Origin of the sequence: Photobacterium sp. J15 (assembly GCF_963870815.1) — a bacterium.
GTDB lineage: Bacteria > Pseudomonadota > Gammaproteobacteria > Enterobacterales > Vibrionaceae > Photobacterium > Photobacterium marinum.
On sequence record NZ_CAWMUI010000001.1, the window covers coordinates 2,785,098 to 2,811,982 of the forward strand.

General features: G+C 46.4%; 20 protein-coding genes and 1 tRNA gene. 5 read left to right on the top strand and 16 right to left on the bottom strand.

What is annotated here, in order from left to right; genetic code table 11:
* Nucleotides 1-89: 89 nt before the first annotated feature.
* From clpX to tig, 3 genes are all read right to left on the bottom strand, one after another.
* Complete coding sequence (gene clpX, locus AACQ93_RS12455) at nt 90-1,370, bottom strand: ATP-dependent protease ATP-binding subunit ClpX (protein WP_064605291.1); 1,281 nt, start codon at nt 1,368-1,370, stop codon at nt 90-92.
* Nucleotides 1,371-1,486: 116 nt separating this feature from the next.
* Nucleotides 1,487-2,110 carry an ATP-dependent Clp endopeptidase proteolytic subunit ClpP gene (clpP, locus tag AACQ93_RS12460; protein ID WP_064605292.1) on the bottom strand — a complete coding sequence of 208 codons (624 nt, stop codon included), beginning with the start codon at nt 2,108-2,110 and terminating at the stop codon, nt 1,487-1,489.
* 107 nt (nt 2,111-2,217) lie between these two features.
* Nucleotides 2,218-3,525 (bottom strand): trigger factor, encoded by a 1,308-nt coding sequence (tig, locus tag AACQ93_RS12465; RefSeq protein WP_064605293.1) that lies wholly within the window; start codon nt 3,523-3,525, stop codon nt 2,218-2,220.
* 467 nt (nt 3,526-3,992) lie between these two features.
* Here tig and AACQ93_RS12470 point away from each other — a divergent pair, with 467 nt between their 5' ends.
* Entirely contained in the window at nt 3,993-4,739 is a 747-nt protein-coding gene (locus tag AACQ93_RS12470) for an SDR family NAD(P)-dependent oxidoreductase (protein ID WP_064605294.1), read from the top strand.
* A 99-nt stretch (nt 4,740-4,838) separates the two neighbouring features.
* Here the strand turns inward: AACQ93_RS12470 and AACQ93_RS12475 are convergent.
* Nucleotides 4,839-4,915, bottom strand: a tRNA-Arg gene (locus AACQ93_RS12475).
* 349 nt (nt 4,916-5,264) lie between these two features.
* On the opposite strand from AACQ93_RS12475, the gene folD reads away from it, so the two are divergent.
* The gene (folD, locus tag AACQ93_RS12480) at nt 5,265-6,122 is read left to right on the top strand and encodes a bifunctional methylenetetrahydrofolate dehydrogenase/methenyltetrahydrofolate cyclohydrolase FolD (protein WP_064605295.1); all 858 of its coding nucleotides are present in this window, start codon (nt 5,265-5,267) and stop codon (nt 6,120-6,122) included.
* A gap of 113 nt (nt 6,123-6,235) precedes the next feature.
* Here folD and galU read toward each other — a convergent pair whose 3' ends face one another.
* Nucleotides 6,236-7,153 (bottom strand): UTP--glucose-1-phosphate uridylyltransferase GalU, encoded by a 918-nt coding sequence (gene galU / locus AACQ93_RS12485; RefSeq protein ID WP_064605296.1) that lies wholly within the window; start codon nt 7,151-7,153, stop codon nt 6,236-6,238.
* Between the two features lie 79 nt (nt 7,154-7,232).
* The gene (gene rfaH / locus AACQ93_RS12490) at nt 7,233-7,730 is read right to left on the bottom strand and encodes a transcription/translation regulatory transformer protein RfaH (RefSeq protein ID WP_064605297.1); all 498 of its coding nucleotides are present in this window, start codon (nt 7,728-7,730) and stop codon (nt 7,233-7,235) included.
* A 408-nt stretch (nt 7,731-8,138) separates the two neighbouring features.
* Here rfaH and AACQ93_RS12495 point away from each other — a divergent pair, with 408 nt between their 5' ends.
* Entirely contained in the window at nt 8,139-9,530 is a 1,392-nt protein-coding gene (locus AACQ93_RS12495) for a peptide MFS transporter (RefSeq protein ID WP_369808742.1), read from the top strand.
* Nucleotides 9,531-9,666: 136 nt separating this feature from the next.
* Here AACQ93_RS12495 and AACQ93_RS12500 read toward each other — a convergent pair whose 3' ends face one another.
* The gene (locus AACQ93_RS12500) at nt 9,667-10,716 is read right to left on the bottom strand and encodes a response regulator (RefSeq protein WP_064605299.1); all 1,050 of its coding nucleotides are present in this window, start codon (nt 10,714-10,716) and stop codon (nt 9,667-9,669) included.
* A gap of 345 nt (nt 10,717-11,061) precedes the next feature.
* Here AACQ93_RS12500 and AACQ93_RS12505 point away from each other — a divergent pair, with 345 nt between their 5' ends.
* Nucleotides 11,062-11,937, top strand: coding sequence for a LysR family transcriptional regulator (locus AACQ93_RS12505; protein ID WP_064605300.1), 876 nt, complete (start codon nt 11,062-11,064; stop codon nt 11,935-11,937).
* A gap of 284 nt (nt 11,938-12,221) precedes the next feature.
* Nucleotides 12,222-12,821: a Yip1 family protein gene (locus AACQ93_RS12510; protein ID WP_007470124.1), complete on the top strand. Its 600-nt coding sequence runs from the start codon at nt 12,222-12,224 to the stop codon at nt 12,819-12,821.
* Between the two features lie 151 nt (nt 12,822-12,972).
* Here the strand turns inward: AACQ93_RS12510 and purF are convergent, their stop codons facing one another.
* The 9 genes from purF to AACQ93_RS12555 all read right to left on the bottom strand — a co-directional run bounded on the left by purF (nt 12,973) and on the right by AACQ93_RS12555 (nt 26,780).
* Nucleotides 12,973-14,487 (bottom strand): amidophosphoribosyltransferase, encoded by a 1,515-nt coding sequence (purF, locus tag AACQ93_RS12515; RefSeq protein WP_064605301.1) that lies wholly within the window; start codon nt 14,485-14,487, stop codon nt 12,973-12,975.
* Between the two features lie 137 nt (nt 14,488-14,624).
* On the bottom strand, nt 14,625-15,116 hold the full coding sequence (gene cvpA / locus AACQ93_RS12520; protein WP_064605302.1) for a colicin V production protein: 492 nt from the start codon (nt 15,114-15,116) through the stop codon (nt 14,625-14,627).
* A gap of 64 nt (nt 15,117-15,180) precedes the next feature.
* On the bottom strand, nt 15,181-15,747 hold the full coding sequence (locus AACQ93_RS12525; RefSeq protein ID WP_064605303.1) for an SPOR domain-containing protein: 567 nt from the start codon (nt 15,745-15,747) through the stop codon (nt 15,181-15,183).
* 2 nt (nt 15,748-15,749) lie between these two features.
* A complete protein-coding gene (gene folC, locus AACQ93_RS12530) occupies nt 15,750-17,021 on the bottom strand; it encodes a bifunctional tetrahydrofolate synthase/dihydrofolate synthase (RefSeq protein ID WP_064605304.1) in 1,272 nt (423 codons plus the stop codon).
* A 146-nt stretch (nt 17,022-17,167) separates the two neighbouring features.
* Nucleotides 17,168-18,085, bottom strand: coding sequence for an acetyl-CoA carboxylase, carboxyltransferase subunit beta (gene accD, locus AACQ93_RS12535; RefSeq protein WP_064605307.1), 918 nt, complete (start codon nt 18,083-18,085; stop codon nt 17,168-17,170).
* Between the two features lie 212 nt (nt 18,086-18,297).
* A complete protein-coding gene (gene truA, locus AACQ93_RS12540) occupies nt 18,298-19,083 on the bottom strand; it encodes a tRNA pseudouridine(38-40) synthase TruA (protein ID WP_064605309.1) in 786 nt (261 codons plus the stop codon).
* A gap of 180 nt (nt 19,084-19,263) precedes the next feature.
* Nucleotides 19,264-24,351: a FimV/HubP family polar landmark protein gene (locus tag AACQ93_RS12545; protein ID WP_157097564.1), complete on the bottom strand. Its 5,088-nt coding sequence runs from the start codon at nt 24,349-24,351 to the stop codon at nt 19,264-19,266.
* A gap of 246 nt (nt 24,352-24,597) precedes the next feature.
* The gene (locus AACQ93_RS12550) at nt 24,598-25,611 is read right to left on the bottom strand and encodes an aspartate-semialdehyde dehydrogenase (protein WP_007470139.1); all 1,014 of its coding nucleotides are present in this window, start codon (nt 25,609-25,611) and stop codon (nt 24,598-24,600) included.
* Complete coding sequence (locus tag AACQ93_RS12555; RefSeq protein ID WP_064605314.1) at nt 25,608-26,780, bottom strand: 4-phosphoerythronate dehydrogenase; 1,173 nt, start codon at nt 26,778-26,780, stop codon at nt 25,608-25,610. Before AACQ93_RS12555 ends, AACQ93_RS12550 begins: the two co-directional genes overlap by 4 nt.
* Between the last annotated feature and the right edge of the window lie 105 nt (nt 26,781-26,885).

Below are 26,885 nucleotides of genomic sequence, written 5' to 3' on the forward strand. Positions count from 1 at the left end.
GCAGAAAGATTCAACGGGATAACCAACAGAAAATAAAAAAGGAGGCAAAAGCCTCCTTTTTTCATGCTTTATGAGCACTTATTAAACAATCATTCAGCACCAGCTGCCTGATTTTCGGTATTTTCGTAGATCAGTAATGGGTCAGATTCGCCCTTAATTACTGATTCATCAATAACAACCTTGCTCACACCTTCGGTAGAAGGCAGCTCATACATTGTATTCAGCAATACTGCTTCAACGATTGAGCGAAGGCCTCGAGCACCAGTTTTACGCTCCATTGCCTTACGGGCAATCGCTACCAGAGCATCATCGCGGAACTCAAGCTCAACATTTTCAAGCTCAAGCAACGCAGCATACTGCTTGGTCAGTGCGTTCTTCGGTTCACGAAGGATCTGCACCAGTGCGTCTTCATCCAGCTCATTCAGAATCGCTGTCACAGGCAGACGACCGATGAATTCTGGGATCAGGCCATATTTAACCAGATCTTCCGGCTCTACCTGCTCAAACAAATCGCTCAGGGTACGAGACTGATCTTTGGAGCGAACGTCAGCGCCAAAACCAATACCGGTACCAGTAGAAACACGCTGGTCGACAACTTTATCCAGGCCAGCAAAAGCACCACCACAAATAAACAGGATCTTAGAGGTATCAACCTGTAGGAACTCCTGCTGTGGGTGCTTGCGACCGCCTTGAGGCGGCACTGATGCCACTGTACCTTCAATCAGTTTCAGCAGCGCCTGCTGAACACCCTCACCCGATACATCACGAGTGATTGACGGGTTGTCTGATTTACGTGAAATCTTGTCGATTTCATCAATGTAAACAATACCACGTTCCGCTTTTGCTACATCGTAATCACACTTCTGCAGCAGCTTCTGGATGATATTTTCCACATCTTCACCAACATAACCCGCTTCTGTCAGCGTGGTTGCATCGGCCATTGTAAATGGCACATCCAGCATGCGAGCCAGTGTTTCAGCCAGCAAAGTTTTACCACTACCGGTCGGACCGATAAGCAGAATATTACTCTTGCCAAGCTCAACACCCTCACTGTTGGTGTCGCCATTACGAAGACGTTTATAATGGTTATATACCGCTACCGCCAGCACCTTTTTTGCATGGCCCTGACCAATAACGTAATCATCCAGGTTTGCACGAATTTCCTGTGGCGTCGGAAGCTCACTGCCGTCACGCTTAGGCATCACTTCTTTTATTTCTTCACGAATGATGTCGTTACACAGATCGACACACTCATCACAAATATATACAGAAGGGCCTGCAATCAGCTTGCGAACTTCATGTTGACTTTTGCCGCAGAAAGAGCAGTACAGCAGTTTTCCACTACCACTCTCTTTTCGCTTATCTGTCATTCGCTAACCTCTTTATCGGGTCTCACCCCATCATTGCCTTGTTTTGAGTGTATAACAACTCTTGTCGTTTTGCTCCGCGACACCGCAAAGCTGCGTCGCGGAGTCAAAAAACAAAGTTAGTCACGGTGTCTCAAAACAGCATCTACCAAGCCGTATTCTACTGCCTGCTCTGCTGACATGAAGTTATCACGATCAGTATCACGCTCAACCACTTCAAGTGGCTGACCAGTATGCTCAGCAAGCAAGTTATTTAGCTTCTGCTTGATAGTTAAAATTTCTTGCGCATGGATCTGAATATCAGAAGCCTGTCCCTGGAAGCCACCCAGCGGCTGGTGAATCATCACGCGTGAGTTAGGCAGACAGTAACGTTTGCCTGGTGCGCCACCAGCCAGTAGGAATGCACCCATTGAACATGCCTGACCCATACATACAGTACTCACATTTGGCTTGATGAACTGCATAGTGTCATAAATAGACATACCCGCAGTTACCGAACCGCCCGGTGAATTGATGTATAGGAAGATGTCTTTATCCGGATTTTCAGATTCCAGGAATAAAAGCTGTGCAACTACTAGGTTGGCCATATGATCTTCAACCTGGCCAGTCAAGAAAATCACACGCTCTTTTAGTAGTCGGGAATAGATGTCGTAGGAACGTTCACCACGAGAAGTCTGCTCGACCACCATAGGAACCAGTGCATCCATGATCGGTGACATGGCGTTTTTATCTTGGTAGTTCATAACGTTATTTCCCTAAAATAAATGGCCCGAATGAAATTACTCTCACACGGACCATTGTTAGCAGAAGATTTGAATCAAAGTCAAATCCCTACAGTAATTTCAGCAAATTAAGCTACTGGCTGCTGTTGGTTCATCAGCTCGTTGAAGCCAACTTCTTTCTCAGAAACCTGAGCTTTAGCAAGAAGCGCATCGATAGCCTGCTCTTCAAGAGCTACGTTGCGCATGTTGTTCATCATCTGCTCGTTCTTTTCGTAGTAAGCAACTACTTCTGTTGGATCTTCGTATGCAGAAGCCATTTCAGTGATGATTGCTTTAACGCGCTCGTCATCTGCTTTCAGCTCTTCAGACTTGATCACTTCACCCAGAAGCAGACCAACAACTACGCGACGCTTAGCTTGTTCTTCGAACAGTTCACGTGGCAGCTCTGGAGCGTTCTTAGCATCACCGCCGAAGCGCTGAGTCGCCTGCTGGCGAAGAACGTTGATTTCCTGGTCGATAAGTGCAGCAGGAACAGTGATGTCGTTCTGCTCGATCAGGCCATTAAGAACCTGGTCTTTGATGCGACCTTTAACAGCTTGCTTCAGCTCACGCTCCATGTTCTTGCGAACTTCAGCTTTAAGAGCGTCAACAGAACCGTCTTCGATACCGAACTTAGCTACAAACTCTTCAGTCAGCTCAGGTAGTTCCTGTGCTTCAACTTTGTGTAGTTTGATAGCGAAAGATGCAGCTTTACCTTTCAGGTTTTCAGCATGGTATTCTTCTGGGAAAGTCACTTCTACAGTGAACTCTTCGCCAGCTTTCTTACCAACGATACCGTCTTCGAAACCTGGGATCATGCGGCCCTGGCCCATTGCCAGAGCGAAGCTTTCAGCTTTACCGCCTTCGAATTCTTCACCGTCTACAGAACCAGTGAAGTCGATAGTTACGCGGCTATCTGCAACTGCAGCTTCTTCAACTTCTTTCCAAGTAGCCTGCTGCTTGCGCAGAGTTTCCAGCATAGTTTCAACGTCTTCGTCTTTAACTTCTGCTACTGGCTTTTCAACTGCAATCTTGTCTAGACCTGCAAGTTCGATTTCAGGGAATACTTCGAAAGTAGCCTTGAATACCAGGTCTTTACCTTCAGCCATTTCAACTGGAGTGAAAGTAGGTGCGCCAGCTGGGTTAATTTTTTCTTTAACGATCGCTTCGATGTAGTGACGCTGCATCACTTCACCCAGGATGTCCTGACGTACAGATGCGCCAAACATACGAGCAACCATTTTCAGCGGAGCTTTACCTGGACGGAAACCATCGAAACGACGATTCTTAGCAATTTTCTTCAGTTCAGCTGTAACTGCATCTTCGATGTTTGCAGCTGGAACTGTGATAGTTAGATGGCGTTCTAGACCTTCAGTGGTTTCAACGGTAACTTGCATTTTATTTAACCTCAAAACTTACTCAGTGCTATCTGAGTGGTGTTGCCGATCAGCCCTTGCTGACGGTGGCATCCTTTCGTGTTATGGCCGGTCTATGCCGATACCATAACGCCTTAATTCTGATAATTTCTGTTTCTACTGGCCAATAAAGCCACTGAACCAAAAATTAAAAACGCGGTATTATAGCGGCCCTGCACGCTGTCGTCGAGACAGATAAACCGCACCGCAATCAAACCTTTCACACAAAATAGGGGCAAAAAATCCATTTACAAGGGTAAACGGCAAAATTTTCCGTCCTTTTTGTGTTTTTTTGACAATGAACTGAAATTATCAACGTGATTTGAACCTATGGTGATTCTTTTCTGTTCAATTCAATTTCAACTCAGCGACTATATTTTAGACGAGAACTTCTACGAGAGCTCCTAACTCTAACCCGGCCTGTTAAATCTATGAATACGGAGGAAGTGATGAATTTTCTAATTTTTGGTGCTTCCGGAGGAATAGGGCTAGCGCTAGTCGAAAAGTGTATTCAAGCCGGGGACTCTGTTACCGCTATAACCAGGAAGCAATCTGATGAGCTGCAACAACTAAAACAAGCAACCCCGGCACAGATTGCGATTATCCAAGCTGAAATTTCGGACTGGCAAGCCAGTCTGACCCACCAACTAGATACTCTGTTTCAGGCCCATGGCCTTCCGGATATTATAATCAATACGATAGGGCTCCTTCATGACAAAACTTCGATTGCTGAATTGATGCCTGAAAAGCGGCTGCAAGAAGTCAGGTTTGATTTCTTCCGGCAAAATATGACTGTTAACTGTTTTACTAGTGTATTAATCGCACAATATCTGTCACGACTTTATCGGAATCAGGATAAATTCTGCTTTGCTGCACTTTCCGCCCTGGTCGGTTCAATATCAGAAAACATATCCGGAGGATGGTATAGCTATCGTATGAGCAAAGCAGCCCTGCATATGTTCATCAAAACCCTGAGTATTGAATGGAAACGGCTCTACCCCAATGCAACAGTGCTTGCTATACACCCAGGTACCACTGACACCTCGCTATCTCAGCCATTTCAAGCGAATATAGATAAAGAAAAACTTTATTCTCCAGCAGAAACCGCCGAACGGATAATGAACATAGTCAAAAATGCTGAGCCTTTACAAACCGGCTGTTTTTTATTCTGGGATGGAACACCAAGAGACTGGTAAGGTTTAATGCAGATGTCGACTCACGTCACAAGTGTAAACCTAAGCTATTGTAGGAATTACTACGTTAATAGCATGCATTAAAGAGAGAAAAAAAGGAAATGGCACGCCCTGCAGGATTCGAACCTGCGACCACATGCTTAGAAGGCACGTGCTCTATCCAACTGAGCTAAGGGCGCATCATTAGGTGCGTAACGATAAGTTACGGGACCGGATTATACGTGGTCAGATAGTGACGTCAACGCTTTTTCCCTCATTTTTCAACAAGTACCGCGCAAGTGCTCAAAGTAGCAACAATTTGCATTAATTTCAGTAGGTAACCGCCATAACTTACCCACCAGAACACCAAACACCCCTCATTACGATCTTCAAGCTAATACCGCAGCATTAGCTGCTTGTCACAACAATCACCTAACATCTTTATATAAAGTATATACAGAACCACAAAGGCAAACGTTTGCGCTATAGATCTTAATCACATTCTTTGCGACAATGTCGTAGCTCATCCAACAAGTCCAAAGGAAGAACATGGCCGCTCAAATCATTGATGGAAAACTTATATCTCAGACAGTCCGACAAGAAGTTGCTGCGCGTGTAAAGGCACGTGTCGAAGCAGGGTTACGAGCGCCGGGCCTTGCCGTTATTCTGGTTGGCCAGGATCCGGCATCTCAAATATATGTGAGCAGTAAGCGAAAGGCTTGTGACGAAGTCGGTTTTATATCTAAATCTTTCGACCTGCCAGCAACAACTGACGAGACAGAACTACTTGCCCTAATCGATGAACTTAATAACGATAACACTATCGATGGCATCCTGGTTCAACTTCCTCTGCCTGCCGGTATTGATACAACAAAAGTGATTGAGCAAATCGATCCAGAAAAAGATGTTGATGGTTTCCACCCCTATAATGTGGGCCGCTTATGCCAACGAATTCCTAAGCTTCGAGCCTGCACGCCGAAAGGCGTAATGACGCTGATGGAGCGCTACAACATTTCGGTTCGAGGTCAACATGCCGTGATTGTCGGTGCATCCAATATCGTCGGCCGCCCGATGACACTAGAATTGCTGCTGGCCGGGGCAACAACCTCGACATGCCATCGTTTTACACAAGATCTTGAATCCCATGTTCGTCAAGCTGATATTCTAGTTGTGGCTGTAGGTAAACCAAACTTTATTCCTGGTGAGTGGATAAAAGAAGGAGCAACGGTCATTGATGTAGGTATCAACCGATTAGAGAGTGGCAAACTTGTTGGTGATGTCGAATATGACGTAGCCCGAGAAAAAGCGCGCCATATTACCCCGGTGCCAGGTGGTGTCGGCCCGATGACAGTGGCAACGCTGATTGAAAACACCCTTCATGCCTGCGAGCAGTATCACTCGAAATAAGAAACGAAAAGCTTGAATTTCAGTATTGAGCAATAAAAAAGCGAGAGGCGGCAGCCTCTCACTATTCAATTTGATTATCTAAAACTCAACTCTGGGGCAAGTTTCTATAAAAGTTATAGCGATTTCACTACATCTTTTAGGTAAGCCCTAAAATCATCGCCCAGCGTTTCATGGCGCATACCATACTCAACAAACGCCTGCATATAACCTAGCTTACTACCGCAGTCATGGCTCTTACCTGACATATGGAACGCATTAACCTGCTGCTTTTCCATCAGCATATCGATAGCATCCGTCAACTGAATTTCATCACCGGCACCAACAGGTGTTTTCTCAAGCAAATTCCATATTTCAGCCGGTAAAACATATCGACCAACAATCGCCAGATTTGAAGGAGCTTCTTCAACAACAGGCTTTTCAACAACCTTAGTCATTGGTGCCGTTTCACCAGGTTTCAACTCAGCGCCATTAATATCCGCCACACCGTAGCTGGAAACTTCTGACATAGGAACAGGCTCCACCATTACCTGGCTGATCCCTGTTTCATCAAATGCCTTAACCATCGCAGCCATATTGTCCTTACGAAGATCACTGGCAGCGTCATCAAGGATTACATCAGGCAGAACCACAGCAAAAGGCGCATCACCCACCAGCGGGTGCGCACAAAGTACTGCATGGCCAAGACCTTTCGCCTGCCCCTGACGGACATGCATAATAGTCACATCTTTCGGGCAAATATGCTGAACTTCATCCAACAACTGACGTTTAACACGTTTTTCCAGAGTTGCTTCCAGTTCAAATGAAGTGTCGAAATGGTTTTCAATTGAATTTTTCGACGAATGTGTAACCAGAACAATTTCTTTAATGCCCGCAGCGACACATTCGTTAACTACATGCTGAATTAAAGGCTTATCAACAATTGGCAGCATTTCCTTTGGAATGGCCTTCGTTGCAGGCAACATACGTGTACCCAGACCAGCAACAGGGATGACAGCTTTACGAACAGATGACAGAGGGGAAGTTGTAGTCATTTTATATTCCATTAATCTCAATTCAGACGGACTATATCAGACAGGTCAATACGTCGCGACCTGTAACCTCATAACTTGCTTATTTCTTGACGATATCTTCATTTTGTACACTGACCTTGACCGGCTTACCAAGCAAGTTAATCAGCATAAATGAGCGTTTTTCACCATCCGGTTCCTGGTAAATCGCATCCAGGCCCTTGAATTGTCCTTGCTCCAATTTAAGGCTTTCACCCGGCAAAGGCATATTTGACAGCTTTGACTGATGCTCTTCACAGTCTTCATTCATCATCAGGCCATAAATTAAATCTGGCTGAACCATTTGTGGCCTCGCTCCCTGACGAATAAAATCTGCAACCCCTCGAGTCGAGCGTATTGTTGTGTAGCTGATATCCTCAGGATCGAAGTACACAAACATATAATTTGGAAACAAAGGTTCATAACTCTCAACCCTTTTCCCACGAACAATTTTTTGTACTGTCACTTGCGGGTAATAACATTCAACCCCCTGACGATCAAGATTGATCACTGCTCGCTCTTGCTCACTTCGCTTGCAATAAAGAAGATACCAATCTTTCATAATAATCTCTGCTTAACTATCGCCAAAAAACACTGATAACAATTATAAGTATTGGAAAACAAAGAACAACTTCCCAAAACGAAGAAATAAAACTACCTTTCCAACCATAACCCAAAACACATTTTGTAACATTCATTAAAAAACAATAATCTTGGTTATTACAGCCAAAACACAGCCACCAAAAGAAATGATAATCCAAAAAATAAAACCCAATCAGCATTTTCCACCAGAAGAGCAAATAAAAAATGAGATTTCATTTTTGCGCAAAATAAGTACAACCTATTGAATATCAACAACTTACAGTGTTTTCATTTTGTTCTGTAAATGTGAAGATTTGCAGTTTAAAAATTTGTCCTTTATAAAAAGAACAAAATTAGCAAACACACTTACAATTGAACACAGAGTATAATCATGAGCAATCTCAATAGTGGCACTATACTGGGCCACCCTAAAGGTTTGTTCTTGCTGTTCGGTACAGAACTGTGGGAACGATTCTCTTACTACGCCATGCGCGCCATTCTGGTGCTTTACCTCACAGACAAAACAATTAACGGCGGCCTTGGCTGGTCAACCCAAGACGCACTAAACCTTTACGGCATCTACACCGGTCTCGTTTACATCACTCCTCTTATTGGTGGTTGGATTGCCGACAACTTCCTGGGCCAGCGCCGTTCTATCATCATCGGTGGTATTCTGATGGCTCTGGGCCAATTTACACTGGCTTTGCCTAACAGTATGGTTGATCCACACGCAGTTACTGCATTCTATCTGGGTCTTGGCCTGCTTATCGTTGGTAACGGTATGTTTAAGCCAAACATTTCTACGATGGTTGGCGACCTGTACGAAGAAGGCGATAACCGTCGTGATGGCGCATTCACTATTTTCTACATGGGTATCAACCTGGGTTCTCTGCTTGCTGGTATTATTGCCGGTACCGCATCTGCAACATACGGCTGGAAAGCAGGCTTCCTGACTGCTGGTATCGGTATGCTTCTTAGCCTCGTAGTCCAGTTGTTCTTTGCTGAGCGTCTGCTGGGCGATATCGGTAAAGTTCCTGCAGCTAAGCGTGCAGCTGAAATGAACAAGTCAGGCAAGAAAGAACCTCTTACTAAAGAAGAGCGTGATCGCATGAAAGTGATCATGATCATGGGTACGTTTGTGGTTATCTTCTGGGCTGGTTTTGAGCAAGCTGGTGGCCTGATGAATATCTTCTCTCAGGAATACACCAACCGTATGATTGGTAGCTTTGAAGTACCAGCAGCATGGTTCCAGTCTCTGAACCCGTTCTTCGTTATCACGCTGGCACCAGTTATCGCTTCTATCTGGGTGAAACTGGGTCCTAAAGAGCCAAGCTCTCCTATTAAGTTTGCCTTGGGTCTGTTCTTCCTGGCAGCTGGTTTCCTTTGCATGATTGGTGCAGTTCTACAGCAAGGCGGCGACATTACTGTTAAAACATCTATGATGTGGCTGGTAGGGGCATACTTCTTCCATACTCTTGGTGAGCTATGCCTGTCTCCGATCGGCCTTTCTATGGTAACCAAGCTTGCACCTCTTCGCCTGGCATCTCTGATGATGGGTGTTTGGTTCGGCTTCAACGCTGTTGCTAACTACGTAGCCGGTATCATCGGAGCACAAGTTGGTGAAGCGGGTCCAATGGCTATCTTCAGCGGTATTGCAGTAGCTGCTACTATCGCCGGCGTATTGCTTATTCTTTGCTCTAACCAGCTAATCCGCTGGATGCACGGTGCCGAAGGCCACGTTGAGGAAGAAACAGCAGACGCTCAGCCTGTTGAAGCATAAGCATTAAAAATTACACAGAGACAGTTTCTTGAATTAAGAAACAAGTATCGAAGCAAACGGGAGCCAATGGCTCCCGTTTTTTATTAGATTAAGAGATGTATTTTTCAATAGTTTCAACGTTATTCAAATTTATAATTTAAAAACCACAACGTTTCAGTGTCAGACTAAAGCTTCCCGCTCCCATCTCACTCAATGACAGACGTCCGCCGGATTCAGAAAACTGCAGCCTGGTCACATCATTTTGTTTTGCATTACTACCCAACCATGGCTGCACCGGAATGTAGTGATTACCGTCACTGGTTTGGAGCATTGCTCCCAAACCGGATGAAACCACAGTCAGGCTTTTATCACAGGCATCGAAAATACCGAATAACGCTTTAATCGGAGAAGCATGTCCAGAATGCTTCATTCCTTTTTCAATCAACTGAATCAAACTAGTAATATTGTTCTCATCTGCCATACGTGTTCGAAGGTACTCGTTGAAAAAAGCACGAATCAACAAAGTAGTAATCGTGCCTCTGTCTGGATCGGAGGAAGAATCGACAAGGTAAAAAGCTAAACGTCCATCCATCAACCAAGTGTAATCCAGAAGTACAGGCGGAACATCAGCTGCCTGCAACACACAATAATTCAGCTGCCAGTCTCCCTGACTTGATTCCGTCTCCGGCATCAATCCCATCAGGAGCTCCTGAGCTGCTTGAGGGTTAGCTCTAAGCTCCTCAAGGTGCCATTCAAGCTCCTCATCAATACCACTTTCATCTTCGCTCACACCAAACCACTGACTGGAAAAGTCACGATTCTCACTGACTGTATCCTGTGATTTAAGAACCTGAAGAATGGCTGATTTCAATACCATGATGTTATCAAGCGGCTTGATGAGGAAATCCTTTACACCGTGGCGTAGCGCGGCAGCGACATCACCCATGTTACCGGTACCCGAAATCACAATAACGGGCACCATCGGATACTGCACTGAGATCTCTTCGACAAACTCCATACCGGTCAGGATTGGCATTTCCAGATCACACAGTAAAACATCCGGAATCCCCTCTCTTAACGCCTGTAAACCAGCCAAACCATCCTCAGCTTCACGCACTTGGCATCCCTGGCTGGTTAAAAAGCCAGAAATCATAGTACGAAACACAGGATCATCTTCAACGATGAGAACGTCTTTATCCTCAAGCAAAGGTTGAGCCCTCCAGGAATGATGGGTTGCTATGCCCCGCTTTTCATTAGGGGAATTGACTGGTTTATCTGAATAAGTGCGCATGAAAGCCCAACAGCTAATCAACCTCTCAAAAGCATAGGTCGGAAATTGTATTCCGTCATGGCAAGAGTCACTTTCCAGGGATACATAGTCTGATAATGCAACCAGGTTCAAAGAATTGCCTTTTTAGGACAAAATAATGTGCTTATTAATATTTAATGCAGGGAAATATTGATTTACAGCAAAACCTGTTAGGATAGTGACATCTTTTATCACATTTTGTTATACAATTCCCAATTATAAGTTTTCAGTTATTGTGTATCTATGAAGCTTGACGATTTAAATTTGTTTCGTATGGTTGTCGACAATGGCAGCTATACCGCCGCCTCGCGCAAAACTCAGGTTCCTGTCGCAACCCTAACCCGACGTATCCAGGCTCTGGAAGAATGCCTGAGTATTCGACTGTTAAACCGTCACGCCCGCAAGCTATCACTTACGGAAGCCGGACAAAAATTCTATGACGAATGCAGTCCGATGCTCCAGCAGCTGGTTGATACGACAGAGCACATCAGCGAAGAATGTAAAGGAGCCGCGGGTAAACTAAAAATTGCCGCACCGTCCAACCTGACGAAAGTGATGTTGCAACCGATGCTCAATGCTTTTATGTCGGAGCATCCAGCCATCAGTATCGAACTGCACATGAGCAGCGAACCAGAGCAACTGGATCCAACTGACTGGGATGTTATTTTCCGTGTCGGCCCACAGCGAGACTCGACCCTGATTGCCAGAAAGATCAGTGCAGTTAAAGATATTTTGGTCGCCAGCCCTGAATACCTGAAAAACAACGCTGAACCGAAGCATGCTCAGGATCTTCACCAGCATTCATTACTCAAAGGCAAGCCTCTTCTGCGCTGGCGTCTGACCGACAGTAACGGTGAAACCATTACTGTTAATGAGCGAGGCCGCTTTGAAGCCAACCAACTTAATGTTGTTCGTAAAGCCTGTGTCAACGGCCTGGGTATTACCCTGATGCCGGATGTAATGCTGGAAAAATATATTGAGTCTGGCGAACTGGTTCGAATCCTTGAAAACTGGTCTGCCAATCTGCGTGAAGTTTATCTGCTATATAACCACCGTGACTATCAACCGGAAAAACTACGCTTATTTATTGAATTTGCCAGCGAATACTTCAAGTTATAGCCAAACTCTCCACTTTAAGTCCAGCCAGCCTTGCTGACTGGGCTTACCAATTTCTTGCCAAGCCAGATAACCCCGACTAAATGTTAATGTACTGAATAAGGGAATTATCTGTGCTTTGGTGTCTGACCACCCCAAATAATCAGTACAAAAAATCAGACATCGGAACCATGCTCCCTTCTTTTATGTAATGTTTGCGAACGCCGATTCCACCTTCGTGCCATCGTAAGTTTTCAAACAAGCAAACTTATCATGATGATTTACGCACCTGATTACGAGGTAATGCTATGATTCTGGGACATTTATTTGGGCTATATACCCACCCTAAACAAGAGTGGCGTACCATTGACAAGGAACACGAAGGTATTCAAAGCAGTCTATCTCATATCATGCTGATTGCGCTGCTCCCTCCGACGTTTGCCTTTATCTCCAGCGTATTTATCGGCTGGCGTATAGGAGCCGGAGAGCCGATATTCCTGACTCAGAGCAGCGCTCTGGGTATGTCTGTTGCCATGTACTTTGCATTAATTGCCGGTGTTTTTGCCTTGGCTTATCTGGCCCACTGGATGAGCCATACATTTGGTTCTACCCCAACTTTTACCCAAGCACTTGAACTGGCAGCTTACACAGCGACCCCATTATTTATGGTCAGCATTGCAGCCATTTACCCACAAGTCTGGTTCCTGATGATCGCAGGATTGATTGGTGTCGCCTATTCTGTATACCTGCTTTACACAGGAGTGCCAATTTTAATGCACATCCCAGAAGAGCGTGGATTTATTTATGCCAGCTCCATTGTGACCTGTGGACTGGTTTTGCTGGTATCCATCATTGCCGGTTCAGTTATTCTCTGGAATCTTGGCCTCGGACCGCAATTTAGCCACTAATCTTTCTTACTACCACCTTCTGGTAGCTTATTGAGTTCAAACAAAAGCGAGAGCAAAGGCTCTCGCTTTTGTTTGTTGATTGGTTTATGGAGAAAACAGTAGCTAATTATCAAAAACGCCACTGTTTTCTTGCATGCTTCTAATCAAACAACTAAACACCTTCGTTATGTAACTCAAGGTTCGCCAGATCCTGCTGAATCTCACGAGCCTTAGAATCTTCACTACGCAGGCTTTCGAGGTAATCAAGATATTGCTGGTTAACGTCACCGGTTACATAAGTGCCACTGAACACAGAGGTTTCGAATTGTTTAATATTCGGGTTACCTTCGGCCACCGCCGCGACAAGGTCATCAAGATCCTGAAAAATCAGGCCATCAGCCCCAATCATCTTACAGATTTCATCAACTTCACGACCATGAGCAATCAGCTCATTAGCACTTGGCATATCAATACCATACACATTCGGAAAACGTACTTCCGGCGCTGCTGATGCCAGATAAACCTTACGAGCTCCGGCTTCGCGGGCCATTTCAATGATCTGTTCAGACGTAGTACCACGAACAATGGAGTCATCCACTAACAAAACATTCTTATCCTTGAATTCAGACCGGATGGCATTAAGCTTACGCCGCACAGATTTACGGCGCATCTGCTGCCCCGGCATGATAAAGGTACGACCGACATAACGATTTTTCACAAACCCCTGGCGGTACGGCTTATCAAGTGTACGGGCAATTTCTAACGCACTATCACAGGAGGTTTCAGGGATAGGAATAACGACATCAATATCATGGTCATACCATTCCCGTTTGATTTTCTCACCCAGTTTCTGCCCCATACATACACGAGCACTGTAGACTGAGACTTTATCAATGAATGAATCCGGACGAGCAAAGTAGACAAACTCAAAAATACACGGATGAAGCGCTGGGTTTTCTGCACATTGCTCAGTGTATAGTTCACCATTGAAGTCGATGTATACAGCTTCACCCGGTGCGATATCACGCACAAAATCAAAGCCGACCGCATCCAGAGCAACAGATTCAGATGCCACCATATATTCCGGTTTTCCATCGACTTCACGTCGTCCCAAGCATAACGGACGAATACCGTTAGGATCCCGAAATGCAGTCAAGCCATGGCCAATCACCATCGCAACAACAGCATAAGCACCCGATACAATTTGATGAACAGCCCGGACGGCGGAGAAAATATCATTAGGAGAGAGAGGATAGGAAGCGGCTTTTTCCAGTTGATTAGCCAGTACGTTTAGGAGGATTTCGGAATCTGAGGAGGTATTAACGTGGCGCCGGGCCTCTTTAAAAAGACTCTCCTGAATATCTGTGGCATTAGTCAAATTGCCGTTATGCGCCATAGAAATGCCAAAAGGAGAGTTAACATAAAACGGCTGAGCCTCTGAAGCACTGGAACTCCCTGCCGTCGGGTATCTTACATGACCTATTCCCACGTTCCCCTGCAGCCTTTGCATGTGCCGGGCCTCAAACACATCCCGCACCAAACCGTTAGCCTTACGCAGACGAAAACGATTGCTTTCTAAGGTAACAATACCGGCGGCATCCTGGCCGCGATGCTGTAGCACGGTCAGTGCATCATAGATAGACTGGTTTACCGGGGTAGATCCCACGATTCCGACAATACCACACATGTCCTAAATCCTCGTCACGCATTAAGTAGCAGTTAAAGCTGCTTGAACAATTACTCATTTTTCAGCAGGCTCCGGCTAATAAAATTTAACCAAACACCTGCTGAAATGCATATCAAAAAGCAGCCTGTACACCGGCACTATAATGCGCCGGGTAAGAAACTTGACGTGTCCTTGAGATAAGTGAAGAACCATTCAATCACTACACCAAATTGCGGGATCAACTGTGACTGCTGCCACCAGTCTGCCTTGGCAAATCCCGTAAAAGCGTCGATGAAGAATAGTATGGCCGATACAATCAGCACGCCCCTCACCCCACCAAAGACAACTCCCAGAACCCGGTCCGTTCCTGACAATCCGGTTTTCTGAACTAATTGTCCGATAACATAATTCACTACCGCACCGACAATCAGTGTCGCGATGAATAATGCCGCGATGGCGCTGCCGTTCCGCACCATCTCATCATGAATATTCGTGAAATATGCTGCCAGCTGAGTATAAAAGTTACTGGCAATGAAAAAGGCAGCAAACCATATAACCAGTGACAATGCTTCCTTTACAAAACCACGGATCAAACTGACCAGTGCAGAGAAGCCTATTACGCCTAAAATTACGTAATCAATCCAAATCATCATTTGTTGTTTTCGTCTTGTTGGTGCGTATTCTAACAGAAAAAATGAGAACGCAAACGTTTACCTAAGGGTTTAGTGGGTTAAATCTGAGCAATCGGCCTTTCAATCCAGTTAATTTTTCCAAATCTTTGAGCTGTGCTGACAACTTCGATTTGGATACATCAGGACCGACAACAACCCGAGCCAGATCTCCAGGTTTTGGCTGTTTGGGAAAAACATGCGCCTGATAACCGGCATCTCGTAATTTTGATACCAGCTGATTTGCGTTATCGATATTGCGGAAAACACCCAACTGAACCACCCATCCACTGTCATGATTGCCAACCTTCGGTTTTTCGACAGGTTGAGGTGCAACCTTCAAGGGTTTAGCTGCGACTTCTGGTCCCTGGGACTCTGTTGGCTCATCAATAACCACAGTAACAGGCTCAGGCGGCAAATCGATGTCGACAAACTCAGGCTCTGGGATAGTTGTAAACTCCTCTTCAGTACCAATTTGTGGCTGAAGAGGAATACTGGCGAACTGTTCCTGATAATGCTGTTTCTTACCATCGAACAAATCAGGCAGGAAGATAACGCCGATAGCGACCAGAATAATGGTTCCGACCAGGCGGCTTTGGAATTTACTTGCCACGTTTACTCCTGTGTTGATGTAATATGGCTGGAAACTTGACCGACAGTGTAAAACGAGCCAAACACGATTACCATATCATCGCTTTCAGCCTGGGCAAGTGCCGCATCATAAGCTTGCTCCGGAGAATCAAAAACAGCCTGCTCCCCTTCTAAATGCGAAATAATTTCTTCCGCTTTAGCAGCACGAGGGCCTTCAAGTGAGGCCGGATACCAGACGTCAACAATGCCTTTCATCTCAGCCATTGTTGCTGCGATATCTTTATCATGCAGCATGGCAACCACGGCGTGAATACGTTGTTTGTTTTGGCTTTGTCGGATCTTCGTCAGTTGCTCAGCAAAATACTGTGCCGAATGTGGGTTGTGGGCAACATCCAGAATTGTCAGCGGTGACAGAGAGACTCTCTCCATACGTCCCGGCAGCGATGCTTTGGCAAGCCCAGCAGCAATATGCTCATCAGTAATATCCAATTCAGCAACACCCAGCGCCATCAGCGCCGTTGCTGCATTTGGCAATGGCAATGACGGCATCGGCAGATCCTGCAAATCAAATGCACCACAGTGCCAGCTCCAACTATCACCGTTCAGCTGGTAATCAAACTGATAGCCAACCTGGTAGAGCTGTGCACCGATATCATCAGCATGGGCTGGCACACTTGCCGGAGGATTCGGCTGACCACAGATAGCCGGTTTTTCAGACCTGAAGATACCCGCCTTTTCATAACCGATAACTTCAATGTCATCACCCAGCCAGTCAACATGATCAACCGCCAAGCTGGTGATCACCGCCACATCATGGTCAACAATATTGGTTGCATCCAGACGTCCGCCCAAACCGACTTCCAAAATAGCCACATCGACCAAATTTTGCTTAAACAGTTGCAGTGCAGCCAGAGTACCGAATTCAAACAAGCTCAGGCTGGTATCAGCACGATTTTGTTCGATAGCAGCAAAAGCATGAGTATGTTCGCTATCAGCCAGTTCCTGACCATTAATACGTACCCGCTCGTTATAGCGAACCAGATGAGGAGAACTGTAAACACCAACCTTGTAACCGGCTTCAAGCAAGATGGCTTCAAGGATCGCGCAGGTTGAACCTTTGCCATTGGTACCGGCAACAGTAATTACGCGAGGTGCAGGTTTAGTTAACTGAGCGCGCTTTGCAACAGCAAGTGCACGTTCAAGGCCAAGATCGATAGCGCTGGTGTGGAGATGTTCTAAATAAGTCAGCCAGGAGGAAAGAGGTGCCGTGGCTTGTGGAGCTGTCTGTCCGGACATTGTATTCATTCTAATCAGTACCAATAATGGGTACTAATTTAACACTGAAACGAGTCTGAATTCATGTAATCACAACAATAAATTCAATCAACAGATTATTTCCTGCTGTGATTACCACTCAGACCCGCTTCAACGTTAACAAACAGTTATTCCTGTTCGTTATCAGCTTCCGGTGTTTCATCGGCCGGCTTTTGTACCGGTACCACCATTGGTGATGTCGCATGAGTCATTTTAGCAACCAGACCACCAATACGCTGACGCATTTCACGGCGATCTACGATCATATCAATCGCACCGTGCTCAAGCAGAAACTCACTACGCTGGAAGCCTTCCGGCAGTTTCTCACGTACAGTCTGCTCAATTACACGCTGACCGGCGAAGCCAATCAGGGCCTTCGGCTCACCAATATTGATATCACCCAGCATTGCCAAACTTGCAGATACACCGCCCATCGTCGGATCTGTCAGAACCGAGATGAATGGCAGACCTTTGGCTGACAGACGCTCAAGAGCAGCACTGGTTTTTGCCATCTGCATCAGAGACATCAGAGCTTCCTGCATGCGGGCACCGCCACTGGCAGAGAAACATACCAGAGCACAGTTGTTAGCAATCGCTTCGTCAACAGCGCGAACAAATTTAGCACCGACAACAGAGCCCATTGAACCGCCCATGAAAGAAAACTCAAAGGCACAGGCAACCAAAGGCTGCTCCAACAGGGTACCTTTAATTACGACCAGAGCATCTTTCTCGCCGCTCGCTTTTTGCGCCGACGACAGACGATCTTTATATTTTTTCGAATCGCGGAACTTCAGTTTATCCTGTGGCTCCATCTCACCTGCGATCTCTACCTGGCCTTCTGCATCCAGGAAAGTTTCCAGGCGACGACGCGCCTTCATGCGCATGTGATGATCACACTTAGGGCAGACTTCCAGATTACGTTCTAGCTCTGCATGATAAAGCACTTGTTCACATGACGTACATTTGGTCCATACCCCCTCAGGGATAGACGCTTTTCGAGAAGAAACAATGTTGCTTTTCGTAAGGATCTTTTCAAGCCAGCTCATGAATGACCTTTAATCTTCTTATTTCCCTGCTACATAGCAGAGAATTACAAATTCGTTAAATTACCGACGTGGAATTAAAGCACAAAGTTATCGATCTGTAGATAAAAAACTGGTTGTACTAGTTAGTTAACAAGACCCGAATTTGAGATCTTAGTTCAAATAATTCCGATTATGCGTGATATGGAACCGATAAACGGCCCCGACATCATCTATTAATCCGGCAAAAACAGAGGACCAATTGGTGCCTTTGGCAACTCAAACTCCTCCGGATAATCCACTTCAACCAAATACAGGCCTTCAGCCTTAGCTGTTGCCCCAGCAAGGGTGCGGTCTTTTTGCTCTAACAACCATTCAATCCATTCTGGTTTCTCTTCACCACGACCGACTTTGATCAAGCTGCCTGTAATGTTTCGAACCATATGGTGAACGAATGCATTCGCCTTAATGTCAATAATAACGAAGTTACCCTGGCGAGACACATTCAGGTGCATTAGATTACGCCAGGGACTAAGTGATTGACAATGCACAGCACGGAAGGATGTGAAGTCATTCTCACCCAACAGATGCTGACCGGCCTCGTGCATCTTTTCTGCATCAAGTTCACCATGGTAATGGCTTACACCTTTACCCAGAATTGCAGGTCTTAGTGCATGATTATAGATGATATAACGATAGCGACGAGCAGTAGCAGAGAAGCGGGCATGGAAATCCTCACTGACTTCCTTTGCCCAGCGAACAGCAATATCTTTTGGCAATTGGGCATTCACCCCCATTGTCCAGGCTGCCATTTTACGGTTTACATCAACGTCAAAATGTACAACCTGGCCAGTTCCGTGAACACCGGCATCAGTTCGGCCTGCACACTGAACTTCTACAGGCTTATTCGCAATCTTGGTTAATGCTTTTTCCAGTCGCTCCTGAACACTGTCAACTTCACGCTGACGCTGCCAGCCATAATATTTGGCACCGTCGTACTCGACACCTAAAGCTATTCGCATAATTTACTTCGTTCTTACTGTCGGCGCAGATGGCCTGTTTTTAAAGAGATGGGGATTATAGGGAAAAAAGCGATGAGTTTCGAGGGTAGCCCAGTCCTGGGACGACCGAAACGCCGAATAATAAAAAAGCGAATGACTTCAGCCATTCGCTTTTTCTCTAGGTTAACCCTGTCGATGGTTCTAGCGAAGGATCTTCGTCAGCAACGCTTGCGCCTGACGCTGGCTTTGCGTATCACCATTTTTAACAATGTCTTCCAGCAAATCCTGCGCACCTTCTCTGTCATTCATCTCAAGGTAAGCATTTGCTAAATCCAACTTGCTTGCGTACTCCCCCTGACTGTCTACATCAAAGGCTGCAACATCAGATAACACATCCGGGAATTCATCCAGACCGACCTCCAGATTCAGCGGTTTGTCTTCCGCTTCAGCCGACTCTTCCGCTTCCATTTCTTTTAGCAGTTCATCAATGCTGATGTAATCGGTTGGTGAAATCTGCTTATCAACCAGTTCACTGTCAGGCTGAGCAGAGAAATTACCCTGTTCATCCAGCTCAGCCAGCAAAGATTCCGTATCAAAAGCATCAACATCTTCAAGCTGCATCTGTGGTTGTTCAGCCCAGTCTTCAGTCGCAATTTCCGGTTCAGGGCTAGATGCCGCCCAAATCTCGGAATCTTCTTCCGACATTTCTAACTCGGTCGTAGAAAGACTGTCCTCAGCAAATGAGCTGGAAAGCAACTGCTCACGCTCTGCATCCAGTTCATCATGCAGCGCCCAGTCAGCCGGTTCAAAATTAAAGCTTGAAGGTCCAGTCTCTGTATTATTCGCAACCTGTTCTTCATCAAGCACTTCAGGCTCGACAATAGCCTCTCCGGCCTCCTCAAGTCCGGTACCCAAAACAACAGCGTTGTCATCAACCATTGTCTCCGGATACTCGACAACATCGCTTTCAGAATCCTGAGCGAATAGCTGGGTCGGCTCTGATCGTTCATCTTCACTGACCAAGTTTGATTCAGTGAAATCCGGTACAGTTTCAACACTATCAAATACAGCTTCGGAACTGTCAGTCGGCACGTTTTCTTCTGCCGGAGCAGAGACTACTTCCGGTTCTGTCGATACAGGATTCTGAACATCAAAATCAGACGGCTTTTCATCAGCAATGGCATCACCCAGCACCGACTCTGGCTCTGCATCCGGCTCACTTAGCAGTGCAGCCATATCCAGGCCCGCTGCATCCACCAGCTCATCATCAAAGATGCTGGCTGGCTCTTCAGCCTGTAACTGTTGCGGAGCTTGAACCTGTTCTGGAACAGCAGGCTGGCGATTATTCTTCAGACCCTGTTCACGCTCATACTGTTCAAGTTCATGCTGTTCATCGAATGATGCCTGCAGCGCTTCATCTTCACTGAATTCCGGCAACGAATTCGGGTCAAGAGTTTCAAATTCAATAGACTGCTCACCGTGAACCGAATAAGGCTTCGCCTCAACAGGCTCATCAGAGCCCTCTTCTGACAGTTCTGAATTCTCAACCGAAGTGACTTCATCTTCTTCAGTTGCTACTTCAGCCTGTTGCAAATCAGCTACTGGCTGACTACCTGCCGGCGCCGCTTCAGCCGCTTGCTGCAGTTGCCTTACGATCTGGTCAAGTGCAGCCTGCTCATCACCGTCAGAAAGTGCAGATGGCTCATCTTCAATCTCTTCAGCTTCAGGATCATTGAATGCGGCGTCTTCATCAAATTCAGGTAAATCATCAAGATTGAGCGGCTCAATTTCTCCTGTATCAAAGGATGTCGGCTCAAAGGCCTCCGGAGACTCATCAGGCTCAGACTCTGCCAACGCCACTTCTTCATCGAAGGTCGGAAACTCATCATCCGCAATAGCTGAGAGTAAACCTTCTTCCAAATCTTCTTCCAGCTGTTCTGGAACAAACGGTGCTTCTGCTTCTGCTTCTGCTTCTGCTTCTGCTTCTGCTTCTGCTTCTGCTTCTGCTTCTGCTTCTGCTTCTGCTTCTGCTTCTGCAGATTCAGTATCCTGAAGAAGCTCATCCAAATCTACAGCATATTGTGTTTCTTGTGTCTCTGACTCATCAGATGCAGCATGCTCTTCTGCTGCAGCGAAAGCATCTTCAAATACAGAAGCAGGTTGTTCGTCTGACGCCGCTTCTTCCTGCTCGAGTGCTTCTACTGACGGCTCTTCCTGGTTTTCCTGAGCATCCAGACTTTCAAGCAACTCATCGACACTTTGTTCAATATTTTGAACATCATCAACCTGCTGCTGTTCTGCTGCTGAATCAGTTGCCGATATATCGTCAAGACCATCAAGCAGAGCGTTAATCTCATCAACGCTCTCATGAGCTTCAGCTGTCGCCTCATCACTTTCAACGCCTACATCTGGCTCTGCAAGTTCCTGAGTTTCCTGCTCATTCAGTGCATCATTTAAAATCGCATCAAATGCACTATTTTCGGCATCCGGAAAATCAGCATCTTCAGGTTCTTGCTCCGCAGCTTCGACACTTGGAATCAATTCATCATCAGCTAACGCTTCTGGCTGCGGTGACACCTGCTCATCAACAGCAAGCTCAGATTCAAACTCAGGATCAGAGAAAAGATCATCAAGTGTATCCGACTCATTTGCACCCACCTTTGTGGATGCATTATTCAGCTCAGGTGCTTCTGAAGGGATATCGAATTCCGCATCAGCTAAAAGCTCTGCGTCACCTTCGCTGTCAGCTGCCGCCACATCTGGCTGATCACTGTGATGTTCAAGAATGTCATCCAGCAAATCTGTGCTGGTTTCATCAATAACGACATCAGTAGCATCAATTGCAGGCTCTTCGATGTTCAGCTCATCAAACGCCTCGGCGATATCCTGAACATCACCAGTGTCACTATCAAGCCCATCTACAAGCTCATCAAGTAACGCAGTGCTGTTTTCGTCAATTGATATATCATTATCAAATAAAGACTTATCTGAGTCATCGCTATCCAGAAGTTCATCCAGCAGTTCTGTGCTGGTTTCATCAATTACGATTTCATCATCAACAGGCTGGGTTTCTTCAAGCAACTCATCCAACAGCTCTGTGCTGGTTTCGTCAATTACAATGTCGTCATCAGCAGGCTGATTTTCTTCAAGCAGCTCATCCAGCAGCTCTGTGCTGGTTTCATCAATTACGATTTCATCATCAGCAGCAGGTTGATTTTCTTCAAGCAACTCATCCAACAGCTCTGTGCTGGTTTCATCAATTACGATGTCATCATCCGCAACAGGCTGATTTTCTTCCAGTAGCTCATCCAGCAATTCTGTACTGGTTTCATCAAACACGCTTTCATCATCAGCGGGCTGATTTTCTTCCAGTAGCTCATCCAGCAATTCTGCATTGGTTTCATCGAACACGCTTTCATCGTCAGCTGGCTGGGTTTCGTCAATCTGCTCATTCTGTAGTTGAGCATTGTTTTCAGCAAAAAGAGAATCCAGATCTTCTTCCGGCAGCGCATTCTCTTCAGCTGCGAAAATAGCATCAGCATCGGCCAGAGCCTGATCTACAGCAGCTTGCTGAGCTGTCTCTTCAGCTTCATCTACGACAGGCTCATCAATTCCACTTACAGGAGCCGCCTTGATATCTTCCGGCGCTTCTTCACCGATGGTTGCAAATAGTGAATCTAAATCATCCTGATTGATGATCTGCTCAGACGGGTCTTCTTCCGGCTGCTCTTTTTCAGCGTCCACTTCCGACAACAAATCATCCAGAATCGACTGATCCAGAAGACCATCTTCAATACCCTGGTCTGAAACAAGGTCATCATCAAGCTTACCCGCAGAACCATTGTCAGCAAGATCGAAGTTATCATCGTCATCAGAGTCATTCTGCAGCGACTGCTCCCACATAGAAGCCAGCGCTTCATCCGAACTCTGATCCGACGACTGATCCATTTCATCAAGCGCGCGTTCCATGTCTTCAAGGCCGATAGCCTCTTCGTCACTCTTGACAGAAATACTGCTTGGAGTCAGACCGCTGTCAATTTCGAACTCATCATTACTGTTCGCTGAAAGGTCCAACATATCCAATGAATCCGACGCCTTCTCAGCGGATGCATCCCCTTCGGCCGAGAACAGGCTGGTTTCAGGATCGTTAAACAGAACATCTTCATCAGCGCCGAAAAGCTCATCCAAATCATCGTTACTGTCAGGACCATTATCATCACCCGGAGGCGGCACCATTGCCGGCTCTTGTGCCTCTGGAGCATCAAGTGACTTAACCTCATCCTCTTCGTCTTCCTTCTTGCGTCTCATCATGAAGAACGCCAGCACACCGGCAATCAGTGCACCCGGAATAAAGGCAACAGCAGCCAGAGCCCAAGGGCTCTCTGTCAGGGTATCTACCCATGATGGTTCAGGCTCAACCATTTCCGGGGTCTGGGCTTTCTGCTGTTCAATAAAATCTTTGATTTGCTCGCGCAGAATGTCATCACTGCTTACCTGATCACGCAATGCAGCCACTTCATGTTGCATTTCTGACAGACGAACACGCAGCAGATGATTACTCTCCAGCAACTTAGTAACTTCTACATCAGAAGAGTCCAATTGCTGCTGAAGCGCAGAGGGTTTTGGCGGAATTACGTTTTTGGCTGAATCTCCGGCCTGTGGTGAAGCGGATGTCACTCTTGGTGAGTCCTTCACCACTGTTTCTTTAACCGGCTCTGGCTTTGGCTGTACCGAAGCAACTACAACCGGTTCAGGTGCAGTCGCAGCAGGTGTCGGTTTGGGTTTCGGAGCCGAGCTTCTGCCAGCTCGCTGACGTGGCTGGCGCTTGTCAGCTTCAAGTCGACGCTTAACGCTGTCGACATCTTCCTGAATCGCCTGCCCCAGGGTCGGCATTACAAGGGTACTTCCCGGTATCAAACCGTGAATGTTGTTGTTCTCAAACGCTTGCGGGTTGGCCCGATGAATAGCACCGATGATCTGGTAAACAGAAACTCCGCCCCCTTCTGGCATGCTACGAGAAGCAATCGACCACAAGGTTTCACTCGGCTTAGTCGGACCATATAAGAATGAGGGGTCGACAGCTGCACTGCTGGTTGCAGATGTTGTATTCTGCGGAACACGCTGGGGACTGGTCCTTGCCGGTGTGCGTTCCACGACTGTGGCTGGCGCTTCAACCGCTGAAGGGCCAATAATGCGAACTGCATTCGCCTGAGCCGGCATATGGAAGGCTGCACTTGCGATAATAGCCGGCAATAAAATTCGTTTGATCATAGTCGATAGGTCAGACACTGCCTGTAATCCTCTCTGGCAGAGATAAGTAATTCGTTTCGGGCACCGAGTTATTGGAACGAGATCGATTGTTAATGGTGCTTAGCATAAAGAATCTATCGACCTCTCATCAAGACTCTTAAGCAGTAAAAGAGGATTGTTGCTTACCTGACAGGTATGTCAAGGTTGTCAATAGGGTTTTACAATGAAGATCATGATTGAAAAAATATCCTGAAACCCAAGAGTGGATTTCAGGATACCAATGACTTAAAGATATTCTTCAATCAGTTTTTCTGCAATCTGAACACTATTAGTTGCAGCGCCCTTACGAACGTTATCTGCCACTACCCACATGTTCAGGCCACAAGGGTGGCTGATGTCTTCACGGATACGGGCAACCATCACGTGATCTTTACCGGTTGCATCACCGACCTGAGTCGGGTAGTCATTGCCGTGGAAAACTTCAATACCTTCTGCATTTTCAAGCAGGTTAATCGCTTCTTCAACATGAACCGGCTGGCAAGTTTCAACATGAACCGCTTCAGCATGACCGTAAAACACAGGTACACGCACACAGGTCGGGTTCACACGGATATTGCCGTCACCCAGGATCTTCTGCGTTTCCCACACCATTTTCATTTCTTCTTTGGTGTAGCCGTTATCCATGAACTCGTCGATGTGCGGCAGGCAGTTGAAGGCAATTTGCTTGTCGTAAACATTGTGCTCTGCTGGCAAGCCGTTAAGCAGCTTCGCAGTCTGTCCCGCCAACTCATCAATGCCCTTCTTACCTGAACCAGATACTGACTGGTAAGTGGCAACATTAATTCGCTCAATGCCGTATGCATCCTGGATTGGCTTTAGCGCCACCAGCATCTGAATAGTTGAGCAGTTCGGGTTAGCTATAATATTGCGGTTGCGGTAATCCGCCAGTGCGTGCGGGTTAACTTCCGGCACAACCAGTGGTACATCATACTCGTAGCGGAAACGAGAGGTGTTATCGATAACAACCACACCGTAATCGGCAGCAATCGGCGCCCAGCGGTCAGACGCTTCTGCACCTGCAGAGAAAATGGCAATCTGTACCTGACCCCAGTCAAATTCTTCTACATCAGTTACGCGTACGCTTTTGCCTTTAAAGCGCAAGGTTTTTCCTGCACTGCGGTCAGATGCAAGCAAATGAAGATTGCGGACAGGGAAATTGCGTTCCTCCAGGACCTCTACAATAGTCTCGCCAACAGCGCCTGTTGCGCCGAGTACTGCAATGTCATATTCCTGGCTCATTGAGTTTCCTCTACTGTAAAACCTAATTTAGCCAGCGACTCTACCCCAAAACGGCCCTCTCCGGCTACTGTAATCGCACTATATTCACGTCGATCCCAGTAATTTTTTCTCATCCGGTCAAAAGCGTTTGCCATTTGGACATCATCACCGACAGTGCGCACCATTTCGCGACGGAACAGTGCGTCATCTTTACGCACATCGTAGATCAGTTGAATAAGCGAGAACAGATCCGGCTCCTGCCACTGTTGACTCAATTGTACATAAGGCACAGGAGCAACCGGGAGCAGGCTTGAAGCCGCAACATACTTATCAAGGCCAAGGAACTGACAGTAACTGTTGAAAACCATCGTCGTACCACGAGCCTTACCTTCAAGGCCGTAACCGGCAACATGCGGAGTTGCAAATGCCAGAAGAGGCAACAATTCAGGATCGACCAGAGGCTCATGCTCAAACACGTCCAGAACAGCAGTCAATGCTTTTCCTTCACCGGATTCACTTCGTTGCAGCGCTTCCTTCAACGCCTGATTGTCCACGACAGGGCCACGAGCCGCGTTAATTAAAATAGCTCCCGAGGTTAACTTTTGAATAAACGCTTCATCCGCCAGATGATAAGTCGGATAGTCGCCGTCACGGGTAATTGGCGTGTGCAGGGTGATCACATCACATTGTTCAAGCAGCGTATCCAGGTTATGAAACTGACGCGGATCACCTTCTGCCTCTTTCAGAGGATCATTCAACAAGTAACGGATACCCAATGCATCAAGGCATTGCGCCAAATAGCTGCCGACATTACCGGCTCCGACAATACCGATAGTTTTATCGAAGACTGAAAAACCTTGTTGCTGCCCTAGTACCATCAAGCTACTGAGCACATATTCCGCCACACCAACTTTGTTACAGCCCGGTGCCGCCGTAAAGGTTATCCCTCGCTCCGCCAGCAATGCCTGATCAACATGATCCTGCCCGGCTGTTGCTGTGCCAACAAAACGTAACTTGTTTGCCTTCTCCAGTAATACTGCATTTACCTTGGTGACCGATCGGATCATCAGAGCGTCAATATCAACTAAATCATCAGCTTTCAGTGTGCGTCCGGGTTTGGAGATAACGTCGCCGAGCTGACTGAATAGCTCAGCGGCATAAGGCATATTTTCGTCAATGAGGATTTTCATGAAGGGATTCCTTTAGAGGCCGAGGTCTGTGAACAAAGCCTGGCTGAGTGAACTGACAAAATAGTATTGGGGAATGTGAGGGGATTCAAGTTAAATCAAGGGAGT